The sequence below is a fragment of the Sphingomonas brevis genome, from assembly GCF_023516505.1.
Lineage (GTDB): Bacteria > Pseudomonadota > Alphaproteobacteria > Sphingomonadales > Sphingomonadaceae > Sphingomicrobium > Sphingomicrobium breve.
On the sequence record NZ_JAMGBB010000001.1, the window covers coordinates 710925 to 722353 of the forward strand.

An 11429-nucleotide genomic window follows, 5' to 3' on the forward strand; every position below is an offset into this window, starting at 1 on the left:
CCCCCTGTCAGTCGGCGGGCCCAAACCGCAAAGCTTGCGCGCGGCCAAGCCTGCGGGGGGCGAAGTGAAGTGCGTTTTGATGATCGCCTAAGGACAGTGATGACCCAACCGGTCGCCGATGCGCACGACCGGACTGTCCGCTGGCGCCAGCTCGTCGACCTCCTGTCCCGCCCACATTACGAAATCGATCCCGCTCTTCTGGATGCGGCATTGACGATGGTCAGGACCGGCATGCGGTCGGTCGCGCGGCCGATCCGCGCCGCAACCGCCCGGAGCATTGCCGGCCGCGCCGCCGAGCCCCGCCTGATCGCGATTTTCGCTGGCGACCGGCTTGAGGTGGCCGCGCCGCTGCTCGCCGCTGCTCCGCTCAATGACGCGGGCTGGGCGGAGGTGGCCGCTGCCGCGAGCAAGGAAGTCGCGTCCTTCATGCGGACGATCAGGGGAGACGTGTCTGAAGCTTCAGAGCCGATTGCTGAGGAGAGTGCCGCCCCGGCCGCCGAAGAGCCGCATCCCTCGATTGGCGACATTGCCGCCCGCATCGAACGGTTGAAGACCAAGCGCGAGGCTGGCGAGCCGGAACTGATGGACGACGCGTCGCAGGACTTGCCGCGGCCGCCAGCGGCTTTGCCGCAGCACTCGCTTACCCCCGGCCTTTTCCGATGGGAGTGCGACGCAGCGGGTGAGATCGGCTGGGTCGAGGGCGCACCGCGCGGGGCCTTGATCGGTCGGAGCTTGCCGGGCGAGGAAGGCGCCCCGCGAGAGCTTATTCGGGCGTTCACCGACCGGCTGCCGTTTGAAGATACGCTGATTACGCTGCCGACGCCCGCGCTTGACGGTGACTGGCGCTTGTCCGGAATCCCGGCCTTTTCGCCTGTCGACGGCCGTTTTCTCGGTTACCGCGGAATCGCTCGCCGCGAGGGTCAGCAGGTCGATGCGCCCTCGGCGCCCCCGAAGCTTGCCGCGGCCGCCGATGCCGAAGCGCTTCGCGAGACAATCCACGAGATCAAGACCCCGTTGAATGCCATCATCGGCTTTGCCGAGATCATCGACGGCCAATATCTCGGGCCGGCGCACCGCAACTATCGCCAACGCGCGGCGGAGATTGTCGTCCAGGCAAGGATGTTGCTGGCAGCGATCGAGGATCTCGACTTCGCCGCGCGGCTGCAGGGCCGCCAGCCCGGCAAGGTCGATGCCGCGCCACTGGCTGAAATTATGGCCCCGCTGGTCGAGGAATGGGCCAACCAGGCGCTTGCCAATGGCGTGCAGCTGCGGGTCTCTCCGCAAACGAGCCAGCTTCGCTCGAGCCTCGATCGGGACCTGGCCGAACGGCTGCTGAAGCGGTTCCTTCGGGCGGTGATCGATTCCACCGCCGCGCACGAAACCATCCACGTGGAGGCCAAGGAGGGCAGGGGTCGGCTTACGATCGCGGTCAGCCGGCCCGCGACGACGCTGCATCTTGGCGAATCGCGACTGTTCGACCCGGCCTATTCGACCGAAGCAACGGGCGAGGGAGCAAGCCTGGGTCTCGGTTTTGCACTGCGCCTGGTTCGCGGCCTCGCACGCCTGGCTGGGGGCGACCTTCGGCTTTCGGCATCGGATCTGACGCTGATATTGCCACTTGCCTGATCGCAATGGTGGGCCCGGCAGGATTCGAACCTACAACCAAGCCGTTATGAGCGGCCAGCTCTACCGTTGAGCTACAGGCCCCACCGTCGAAGAAACTGGCATGATCGCGTACTCGGCACCATCCCCAGGATGGTGACGAGCCGCGATGGTCGGGGAGACAGGATTCGAACCTGCGACCCTCTGCTCCCAAAGCAGATGCGCTACCAGGCTGCGCCACTCCCCGACGCCGGCGAATTGCGCGCCTAGCAGCGCATTATCGTAGCGAAAAGGCTAATTCGCCTTGTTGGTGTCGACCTCGACCGAGACATTCTCGGCCTTGTCGCCAATCTTGTCGGCCTCATTGCCGACATCGCTGGCAATATTTTCGGCCATATTGCCGGCATCGGACAGGCCGTTTTCGGCGACGTCGGCGTTGAACTCGGCCGTGACCGTGTCGTTGCCTTCGTCCTTGGTAACCTGGCACGCAGTAAGGCCCATCGCGAGCAGGGGCAGTAAGATTATCGAGCGCATTATGTTCCTCCCGGCAAAGACTTGCCGGGGTCACTAACGCCGCTTGCGGGCTTTTGGCTCCTCGATGCCGCCCGACAGGATCGCCAGCACCGCCGTCCAGGCGGCGACATTTTGCCTAAGCTGGGCGGGATCAATCTTGTCGAGCGTGTCGTCAGGCGTGTGGTGGATGTCGAAATAGCGAGTTCCATCCTGGCTCAGCCCGACACCGGGATGGCCATCCTTCAGCATCGGGCCAATATCCGAGCCGTCGGCCTCATCGAACTTGCCCGTGACTATTCCAAGGGGCGCCAGCGCCTTGCCGATCGCCTCCGCCTCGGCCTTGCGGGCATCGCCCAGCTTGCTGTCGACCTTCCAGATCTTGTCGGCGCCAAAGTCGCTCTCGATCAGCGCATAGTGCGGCTGCTTGCCATATTTGGCGCGATAGGCCTCGCCTCCGAACAGGCCGGGCTCCTCGGCGCCGAACCAGACGACCCGTATCGTCCGAAGCGGCCTGCCGGCATCCATGATCCGCTTGGCGGCGGCGGCCGCTATGGCCACTCCAGCGCCATCGTCGATCGCGCCGGTGCCCTGGTCCCAACTGTCCAGGTGACCGCCAACCAGCACCGGCGGCAGTGACGGATCGCGCCCTGGTACCTCGGCGATAACATTGCCCGACTGGCCGGGAATGGTCTGGTTCTGAAGCACCAGCCGCATTCGGACCGGCTGGCCTCGCTTGATGATTCTAACCAACTGCTCGGCATCGGGGATCGACAAGGCGCCCGCAGGAATGGGTTTGGCTCCATCGCTGAAGGTCATCACGCCGGTGTGCGGGTTGCGGTGATGGTCGGTGCCGATCGAGCGGATGACGATCGCCTGGGCGCCCTTTTGCGATGCGATGGTCGGCCCTTGCCGGCGCGGCGCTCCGAATTGCCCATAGCCGGACCCATCCTGATTGGCCGGCATCAGGTGATCGACGAACACAATCTTGCCGCGGACGGCCGCATCCGGCGCGGCCTTGAGCGCGTCGACACTGTCGAACGCGACAATCTCGCCAGTCACGCCCTCGGGACCGGTCGATCCGCTGTTACCGAGCGCGGCAACGACCATTCTTTGCGGGAATGGAGCCAGAATTTCCGCGCTTTCAAATCCGCGTGACCAGACGGGCATGTCGAACGGCTCGATGCGGACATTGGCGAAACCCATTGCGGTAAGCCTGGTTACCGCCCAGTCGCGGGCGCGCGCCTCGGCTTGCGTCCCGGCCAGCCGCGGTCCGACCTCAGTCGTAAGGCCCTCCACAATGTCCCAGGCATGCTGGTCCCGATCCAGCGCCAGGTCGCGCAGTGACGCAACCTTGGGGTCGACCAACGGCGAAGCATGAACTTGGGCTGAAATGGGAGAAGCGGCGGCGAGCAGCGCGGCTGCGACGAACGAACGAACCATGCCCGAAGAGCTAGCGGCGGCATGCAACATTGTCACCGCCGTTGGTCGAAATAACATGATCAAATCTCGAACCGCGGCCATCAAAACAAGCGAAGCTGGTCGCCCTGCGGCGGTTCGAACAGGTCGCGGCGGAGGGGGATCTTGAGCCGCGGCAAGTCATGTTTGCGGCAGGCGATCTCGAAACGGGTTCGAATCAGCTCGGCCCAGGGTCCCTGGCACTTCATCCGGGTGAAGAAGTTGGGATCGTTGTCGCGACCTCCGCGGATCGACTGGATGGTCGCCATCACCTTGGCGGCGCGGTCGGGATAATGTTCGTCGAGCCAGGCCCTAAACAGCGGCGCGACCTCGAACGGAAGCCGCACCGGGAGGAATGTCGCGCCACTTGCCCCAGCCTCCGCGGCCGCTTCGACCAGCGCTTCGATTTCATGGTCGGTAATTTGCGGGATTACAGGAGCGATCGAGGCGAACGCCGGAACGCCGGCCTGGCTCAGGGCCTTGATTGCCGCCAGCCGTTTGCGCGGCGCCGGGGCTCGCGGCTCGAGAGTTCGATGCACCTTGGGGTCGAGCGATGTGACTGAAATCGCCACCGCCGCCAGTCCCAACCTGGCCGCGGGCGCAATGATGTCGAGATCGCGCAGGACCCGATCCGACTTGGTGGTGATGGTAAAGGGGTGCCTGGTTTCCAGCAGCAACTCGAGAATAGAACGGGTGATCCGCCAATGCTCCTCGATCGGCTGGTAGGGATCGGTGTTCGTGCCCAAGGCGATCGGCGCGACCTCATAGCCCGGACGCGAAAGGGTGGCATGAAGCAGTTTTGCGGCTTCGGGTTTGGCGAACAGGCGGCTTTCGAAGTCAACGCCCGGCGAAAGGTCATGATAGGCATGGGTTGGCCTGGCAAAGCAGTAGATGCAGCCATGTTCGCATCCGCGATAGGGATTGATCGACCGATCGAAGCCAACGTCGGGGGAGCTATTTCGGGTAAGGATCGACTTGGGCTTCTCAATCGTCACGGTGGTGCGGCGGGGCACGATGCCGTCGATACTTTCCACGCTGTCGAGCCAATCTCCGTCGCTGACCCGCTCCTTGAGATTGAAACGGGTGGGGGTTGAATTTCGGGTTGCCCCGCGCGCCTTGATGGACTCGACCGGCATGGCGGCACCATGCCCAAATCCATAGAACATATCAAGAACGATTAGCGGCGCCGGCTAGGAAAATCGGGCCATTTATGCTGGGCAAGCGAGGTCAGGGTCGGCGTCTGCTCTCCCTCCAATCCCTGGATTACCCACATGTTGCGGAGCACCGAGGGCACGTAGAAGCGCGTCTCCCAATATGGGATGCTCTCAATCCATAGTAACGGATCGCCGCGGTCATAATAGGCCCAACGCTCGACCGGGACCGGGCCCGCATTATAAGCGGCGATCACTTTGGGTAGCTGGCCGCGCGTGGCGGCATTGGAGCGAATGAGCTCAATAAACGCCTGGCCATAATCGATGTTGACCAGCGGGTCCTTGAGATTCGCGGCACTGACGCTGGTACCGCGGCTTCGCGCCGTGTCGCCCGCGGTCCCGGGCCGCACCTGCATCAGTCCAACCGCGCCCGCCGGGCTGACCGCGTCAGTGCGGAAATTCGATTCCTGAATGATGTGGGCGTAGGCCAGCGCGGGATCGACTCGCCAGCCGTTGTAAGGGGTCCAGTTCGGAACCGGATAGCGGTCGGCGGCATCGACCCGGGCGCCGGCCTGGCCGAAATGAGCCAGCCAGAACTGGGCGCCGGGCAGGTCCATCTTCTTGGCAAGCTGCACCAGCGATCGATGCTCGGCCGGATTGCAGATCTTCGCCTGGTGGCGCAGCAGCTCCTCGGCCTGGGCCCGCCGCCCCATCGCCAGCAGTTCCGTGGCGCGGCGAATATTGGGCAGGGCCTCCAGCCGTTCGACGTCTCGCGACGGCGCGGTTTTGGGGAGGCGCTTGTCCATCCCCAACGTCTCGCGCGCCATCAGCCCGTAGAAGCTTTCCTGCGACCGGGCAGCGGCCTTCAACAATGGGGCAACCTCGGCCGGGCGGCGGCTCGCCTGCGCGGCGCGGGCGGTCCAATAATAAGCGGCGGCATTGAATTCGGGCTCGCGGGCCAGCGACGCAGCCTGGCGAAATGAATCGTAAGCCGCGTTCCAGTCGTTCATCCGCCACGAGGCAAGCCCCGAAATCCAGGCCGCCTGAGCCGCCCATTCGCCGGTCGCGCCTGGCCGTCCGTAATCTGCCGCGCGCCGCGCGTCGGCATCGCGACCGCTCACAAAATACATCCAGGCCACGCGCTGGGCGGCCTCGGCCCTTGCCTCGAACGACAGGTTGGGAAGGGCGGCCAGGAAAAGTGCCTCGGCGGTTGTTCCGTCGTCGACCTTGATGAGCGGTTCCAGCGCGAGCCGAAGCTCGTCGGCTGCTCGCTCGCCTTCGACTGGCCTGGTCTTGCCACGGCGAGGCGCGGCGCCAAGCGCTACGGTCGGCCGCGGCCACATGATCGCCGGCGGCTGGACCGCGCCACGGGTCATCGCCATCCGCTGCAACTGCTCGGCCTGCGGCAGCTCGGGCGCCTCGGCGAGAAGCGCCAGAATCACCGGCAGATCAACCTTCGGCGAATTTTTGGCGGTGAAGAGCTCGGCCTTGGCATAAGGCTTGAGCGGGTCATCGCCGAGGGCATCGATGCCGACGCGGGCCGCCTCCCATTCGCCGTTGCCGATTGCCAGCAGCACGCCGGCCCAGTCTTTCGGAACGACCACCGGCTTAATCACCGGCGTGAGCGTGGCCGCAGGGGGCGGCTTGGGCTTGCCCTGATCGGTTGTCTGAGTGGCCTGGTCGACCGTGCCAACGTCCAGCGGGGCAAGCGGATCGGCGTCCTGGGCAAGCGCCGGGCCTGCCGTCATCATTCCAACCAAAAACCAGCCGAACTTCATCAATCACTCTCACTCATCAGCAATGACAGGTCGCGCCACGCAAGCGCCTTGTCGGACGGCCGTTGCAACAGCCAGCGCGGGTGGAAGGTTGCTATCGTGCGCACCCCTTCAATCCGATGAACGCGCCCGCGCGCCCGGGTCAACGGTTCGCCGAGCAAGGCTTTGCACGGACCGTCACCCAACAGGATCAGCCGCTTTGGCTTGGCCAGCGCAATATGTTGGCGCGCGATCTCGGCACATTCGGCGCGATCCTTCTCGGACATTCGCGTTCCAGGCGAATGAATGCAGGACAGAGACGCGCTGTAAGCATCCTCGGCGCCCACGCCGATCGCGGCCAGCATCTTGACGGTCAGCTGCCAGGCGTCGCCACCGATCGGCTGGCTGCTTGCCAAATCTTCAAGTGCGGGGGCGTCGCTTAGCAGCATGATCGTGGGCTCTTCGGGCCCGTGAGGCATAATTCGCCGCGCGGTCGCCGATGCCAGTGGCAGCTGGATGCTGCTGGCGAGCCAGTCCTGAAGCGCGGCGAGAGTTTCCGGCTTCGGTTCGGTGACATTGGCCGTCGGGGGAATATCCGCAGCCGGCGCTGGGTTGCGGCGCAGCCAGTCACGCGGCGCCTCGCCAACCGCCACGTCGACGCCCGCGTCCAGCCACCAGCCGATCAGGCTGTCGGCGGCTGCCCGCCCGCCATCGCTTGCAATAACTTGCCGATCCCCACCCATATCCCACTGTCGTCCAAGGTTGACGGCGCGGTCAAGGAATCGCAGGGCTTTCAAGGCCGGAACGACGGTGAGACGCGACAAGGGGCGCGAAACGAGCCGCGCGAAGCGGGAGAGCGAGGAGAGCGAATGAGCCAGCGCGAATCGATGGAATATGACGTGGTCATCGTCGGGGCAGGGGTGGCCGGCCTGGCCGCGGCTATCCGGCTCAAGCAGCTGGCAGAGGAAAAAGGCCGCGAAATTTCAGTATGCGTGCTCGAAAAGGGCAGCGAGGTCGGGGCGCATATCCTGTCAGGCGCGGTGATCGACCCGCGGGCGATCGAAGAGCTATTCCCCGACTGGCGCGACCGGGACAGTCCGCTCACCGTACCGGTGACCGACAACCAGCATTGGGTTCTCACGAAGAGCCGCAAATGGGCGTTGCCTCAGTTCCTGATGCCGCCATTGATGCACAACCACGGCAAATTCACCGCGAGCCTGGGCAATGTGACCCGCTGGCTGGCGGGGCAGGCTGAGGCGCTGGGGGTGGAGATATTTCCGGGCTTCGCTGCGGCCGAAGTGCTTTTCAACGAGGAAGGGTCGGTCAAAGGAGTCGCCACGGGCGACATGGGGGTCGCTCGCGATGGAACCCACAAACCGGACTACCAGCCCGGCATGGAGCTTCATGCCCGCTACACCTTCCTTGCTGAAGGGGCCCGCGGCCATTTGACCAAGGAGCTGACGCGCATCTTTGACCTGCGCAAGGAAAGCGGGCCGCAGGTTTTCGGCATCGGAATCAAGGAATTATGGGATATTCCTGCCGACAAACATCAACCCGGGCGGGTCATTCACACGCAGGGTTGGCCGCTTGACGACGCATGGGGCGGGGGGTTCCTCTACCATCAGGCCAACGGCCAGGTGGCTCTCGGTTTCGTCGTCGCGCTCGATTACAAGAATCCCTATCTCTCGCCGTTCGAGGAATTCCAGCGCTGGAAGACCCATCCGGCGATCAGCGCCGAAATCGAGGGTGGCAAGCGTGCTTCCTATGGTGCCCGGGCAATCAACGAGGGCGGTTGGCAGGCCATCCCGCAGCTTGCCTTTCCCGGCGGAGCGCTGATCGGTTGCGCCGCGGGCTTCGTCAACGTGCCGCGGATCAAGGGCAGCCACACGGCGATGAAGTCGGCGATGCTGGCGGCCGAATCCGCCTTTCGGGCCATTTCTGCCGACCGGCAGAGCGATATCCTCGACGATTATGAACCGGCGGTCCGCTCCAGCTGGATCGCTGACGAGCTTAAGACGGTCCGCAACGCCCAGCCTGCCGTAGCGCGGTGGGGCGGGACGATCGGCACACTGTTCGCCGGTTTCGACATGTGGCTCAACACGCTGAAGATCAGGACACCGTGGACCCTGAAGCTCCATGCCGACCACAGTCAGATCGGCCGCAAGGAACATTATTCGCCGATCGACTATCCCAAGCCGGACGGGAAGCTGACCTTCGACCGGCTGGGATCGGTGTTCATTTCCAACACCAATCATGAGGAGGACCAGCCGATCCACCTCACGCTCAAGGACGCCGAGGTTCCGATCAAGGTCAACCTCGCGCTCTACGACGCGCCGGAACAACGCTATTGCCCGGCGGGCGTTTACGAGATCGTCGAGGACGGCGGTTCACCGCGGCTTCAGATCAACGCGCAGAACTGCGTCCATTGCAAAACATGTGATATCAAGGATCCGACCCAGAACATTAATTGGGTCGCTCCCGAAGGCGGTGGAGGTCCCAATTACCCGAACATGTGATTTCTTCGTCGCGGTAGGCGTCCTGGCCCTTGCGGCAGGATCTGCCCATGCGGCAATTCCGCTGGAAACCTACGTCCAGGCGCGGGCCGCCGAAATGAACGGCGACGAGACGCGCTCGGCGCGGCTGTTCGCGTCAATGGCAGTTGCCGATCCCGCCGATCGGACCATTGCCCGCCGGGCGATCGCCACCGCCATCCAGTCGGGGCAGGCTGACCTCGCTGTTTCGCTGGCCAAGGGCATACCCGGCGACCAGTTGCCGATCGATGCGCGGCTGATGCTTGCAGCCGATGATTTGCGCAACGGCAAGGCCAAGCGTGCGGTCGCCAGCTTGGAGAAGGGCGCGACGTCGACAGAGGTTGAGCTGTTCGCGCCACTGGTCAAGGCGTGGGATTTGACGTCGCGCGGCAAATCGGATGGGCCGGCCATGCTGGCATCGCTGCCTAGCGGAAGCCCGCTGACCCCAATTGCCGACGAACAGCGCGCTGCCATGCTGTTTGCGCTCGGCAAGACTGACGAAGCCTTGCCCCTGGCGCAAAAGGCCTTGCTGGAGGGTGGCGGACGCAACGCCCGGCTGCGCCTGGCCTTCGCCGACTCGCTGGTTCGCCAGAAACGGCAGGACCAGGCACTGGTGATGCTCCAGGGAGATGACGAGGCCCTGGTCGCGGCGCGCAACCGGATTGCCAAGGGGCAACCGCTGGGCACGGCAATCGAGACGCCAGCGGAAGGCTTTGCCGAAATGCTGATGGCGCTGGCGGTCGATCTCGGCCGCGACCAGAACAAGGCGCTGCCGATTTCGCTGACCCAGGTCGCACGGCATGCCAGTCCAAATAGTAGCGAGGCAACGATCCTGCTCGCACTGTTGCTAGATGGCGATGACCGCCAGGACGCCGCTTTGTCATTGCTTCAGACGATCCCGGCCAACGACCTTCTTGCTGGCGAAGCGTTGGACATCGAAACTCGTTTGCTGGGCGACAAGGGCGATGAAGCCGGCGCTCTGCGGCGGGCACAGGATGCCGCGGCGTCGCCATATGCCGGACCGCAGGATTATGCGCGGATGGCCAATGTGCTGGGCGATATGGATCGCCACGCTGAGGCCGCCGCCGCCTATGGTGAAGCCATTGCCCGGTCGAAAAAGGGAGGCAGCGACTCCTTGTGGACCCTGTACCTGTTCCGCGCCGCAAGCCTGGAGCAGGCTGGCCGCTGGAACGAGGCCAAGGCCGACCTCGAAGTGGCGATGAAGCTTGAGCCGGAGAACCCGCTGCTGCTCAATTTCCTCGGATATGGGAAGCTTGAACGGGGAGAAGACCTGGACGTCGCCGAGGCGATGATCCGCAAGGCCAGTGCGCTCCGTCCCAACGATGCGTCGATCACGGATTCGCTCGGTTGGGCGCTCTACAAGCGCGGACGCTTGCCCGAGGCGATCAGCACCCTGACCAGGGCAGCCGCTGGCGATCCGTCGCAGTCGGAGATTCACGAGCATCTGGGCGATGCGCTGTTCGCATCCGGGCGGCGGATCGAGGCGCGCTTTTCCTGGCAGGCCGCACTGATCACCGCCAAGGACAAGGCCAAGACCCGGCTTGAAGATAAGCTGGAAACCGGCCTGACCCCCGCCACCGCCGCACCCTGATGCGGCTGTCGGAGCCGGCTCCGGCCAAACTGAACCTGGCGCTCCATGTGCGCGGCACGCTGCCCGATGGGCGGCATGCGCTAGAAACGATCTTTGCTTTCTGCACTGACGGCGACCGGCTCGACGGTGAGGATAGCGACAAGCTCAGCCTCGACATTGTCGGGCCATTTGCCGACAGCCTGGCCGCCGATGATCAGAATTTGGTGCTTCGTGCTGCTCATGCCTTGGCCGACGCTGCCAATATTGAGCCCAAGGCCGCGCTGACGCTCACCAAAAATCTGCCCATCGCCTCGGGCATGGGCGGAGGGTCCGCCGACGCAGCCGCGGCGCTCCGGCTGTTGACGCGGCTGTGGAATCTGAACCCGTCCTTCGCCGTGGACGTTGCTCCGAAGATCGGTTCGGACGTCCCGGCCTGCCTCCTCAGTCTGAGCGCGCGCGGGACGGAATCCGGCGACAAGCTTGAACTGGTGCAGGATCTGGCGATTTCGGGTCAGGCCGTGCTGCTGGTCAATCCGCGTGTCGCTCTGTCGACCCGCGATGTGTTCGCGACCTGGGACGGGATCGATCGCGGGCCGCTTGGCGATTGGCGGCGTGGGCGCAACGACCTTGCATTGCCCGCGCGCTCGCTGGTGCCAGCCATTGGCGACGTGCTTGATTGGCTGAAAAACCGAACCGGCGCCAATCTTGTGCGCATGTCGGGCAGCGGTGCGACCTGTTTCGCTCTCTTCGGCAATGAGGCCGCCCGCGACGCGGCTGCCGCCGCTTGCCCGGTCGAATGGTGGCATTTGGCGACCGATTTGCGCTAGGTGCG

The 11429-nt window shown here is 64.5% G+C and carries 9 protein-coding genes and 2 tRNA genes; 4 read left to right on the forward strand and 7 right to left on the reverse strand.

Going from position 1 to position 11429, the window contains the following annotated elements; all coding sequences use genetic code 11:
* The first annotated feature begins 99 nt into the window (after positions 1-99).
* Positions 100-1626 (forward strand): sensor histidine kinase, encoded by a 1527-nt coding sequence (locus LZ518_RS03705; RefSeq protein ID WP_249914684.1) that lies wholly within the window; start codon positions 100-102, stop codon positions 1624-1626.
* Between the two features lie 6 nt (positions 1627-1632).
* On the opposite strand, the gene LZ518_RS03710 is transcribed toward LZ518_RS03705, so the two are convergent.
* From LZ518_RS03710 to LZ518_RS03740, 7 genes are all read right to left on the reverse strand, one after another.
* Positions 1633-1707, reverse strand: a tRNA-Ile gene (locus tag LZ518_RS03710).
* Between the two features lie 65 nt (positions 1708-1772).
* Positions 1773-1849 (reverse strand) — tRNA-Pro (locus LZ518_RS03715).
* A gap of 47 nt (positions 1850-1896) precedes the next feature.
* Positions 1897-2136 carry a hypothetical protein gene (locus LZ518_RS03720; RefSeq protein WP_249914685.1) on the reverse strand — a complete coding sequence of 80 codons (240 nt, stop codon included), beginning with the start codon at positions 2134-2136 and terminating at the stop codon, positions 1897-1899.
* A gap of 33 nt (positions 2137-2169) precedes the next feature.
* Positions 2170-3555 carry a M20/M25/M40 family metallo-hydrolase gene (locus LZ518_RS03725; RefSeq protein WP_249914686.1) on the reverse strand — a complete coding sequence of 462 codons (1386 nt, stop codon included), beginning with the start codon at positions 3553-3555 and terminating at the stop codon, positions 2170-2172.
* 80 nt (positions 3556-3635) lie between these two features.
* A complete protein-coding gene (locus tag LZ518_RS03730; RefSeq protein WP_249914687.1) occupies positions 3636-4706 on the reverse strand; it encodes a PA0069 family radical SAM protein in 1071 nt (356 codons plus the stop codon).
* A 41-nt stretch (positions 4707-4747) separates the two neighbouring features.
* Complete coding sequence (locus tag LZ518_RS03735) at positions 4748-6472, reverse strand: lytic transglycosylase domain-containing protein (protein ID WP_249914688.1); 1725 nt, start codon at positions 6470-6472, stop codon at positions 4748-4750.
* A gap of 26 nt (positions 6473-6498) precedes the next feature.
* Positions 6499-7299 carry a uracil-DNA glycosylase gene (locus LZ518_RS03740; protein ID WP_249914689.1) on the reverse strand — a complete coding sequence of 267 codons (801 nt, stop codon included), beginning with the start codon at positions 7297-7299 and terminating at the stop codon, positions 6499-6501.
* A gap of 45 nt (positions 7300-7344) precedes the next feature.
* On the opposite strand from LZ518_RS03740, the gene LZ518_RS03745 reads away from it, so the two are divergent.
* Genes LZ518_RS03745 through LZ518_RS03755 form a run of 3 tightly spaced genes read left to right on the forward strand, consistent with a single transcriptional unit; the run spans position 7345 to position 11424 of the window.
* Positions 7345-8991: an electron transfer flavoprotein-ubiquinone oxidoreductase gene (locus LZ518_RS03745; RefSeq protein ID WP_249914690.1), complete on the forward strand. Its 1647-nt coding sequence runs from the start codon at positions 7345-7347 to the stop codon at positions 8989-8991.
* Positions 8963-10618 carry a tetratricopeptide repeat protein gene (locus tag LZ518_RS13515; RefSeq protein WP_249914691.1) on the forward strand — a complete coding sequence of 552 codons (1656 nt, stop codon included), beginning with the start codon at positions 8963-8965 and terminating at the stop codon, positions 10616-10618. The genes LZ518_RS03745 and LZ518_RS13515 overlap by 29 nt, the downstream gene beginning before the upstream one ends.
* Positions 10618-11424, forward strand: coding sequence for a 4-(cytidine 5'-diphospho)-2-C-methyl-D-erythritol kinase (locus LZ518_RS03755; RefSeq protein WP_249914692.1), 807 nt, complete (start codon positions 10618-10620; stop codon positions 11422-11424). Before LZ518_RS13515 ends, LZ518_RS03755 begins: the two co-directional genes overlap by 1 nt.
* Positions 11425-11429: the final 5 nt, after the last annotated feature.